This is a genomic window from Rahnella sp. GSA61A, from assembly GCF_019969905.1.
Classification (GTDB): Bacteria; Pseudomonadota; Gammaproteobacteria; order Enterobacterales; family Enterobacteriaceae; genus Rahnella; species Rahnella aceris.
Genome location: NZ_JAHXYO010000061.1, coordinates 1 through 402 on the forward strand (window position 1 = coordinate 1; position 402 = coordinate 402).

Annotated in this window: 1 protein-coding gene; it reads right to left on the bottom strand. The window is 55.7% G+C overall.

The features are described 5' to 3' along the window. Nucleotides 1–402: transposase (locus LC431_RS26235; protein ID WP_223510487.1), on the bottom strand; the 402-nt coding region annotated here is incomplete at both ends.

Genomic DNA, 402 nt, shown 5'->3' on the forward strand with positions numbered 1-402 from the left:
GTGACGTTTTCAGCCGTATCAGCTCGTCCTGTTTGCCGAGCTTACACACCACCTCGTACTGCGTGTTCTTTTTCAGCGGCGTCAGCCAGTGGCGATTTTCGCCCGCATTATGCCAGTCATGTAGCAGGCCTAAAGAGTAAAAACCCTTATCGAACAGCGTAATACTGTTATCCGGCGCGCTGGCTGCCAGCTTTGCCGCCAGGCGCATCTCGTTCACGTCGTAACTGTCCATCACACTGGCCCGCAACAGGTGACTGCTCAGTTCCATCAGGCAGACCATGCGGACCTGAGGATATCCGCGTTCACCGTGCTGGTTCGAAGCCTTACCGAAGGCCTCTGCATTTTCAGGCGTGTCCTGCGTATGCCAGACTACGCCATCGACGGCATTGAGTGTCAGTCCGT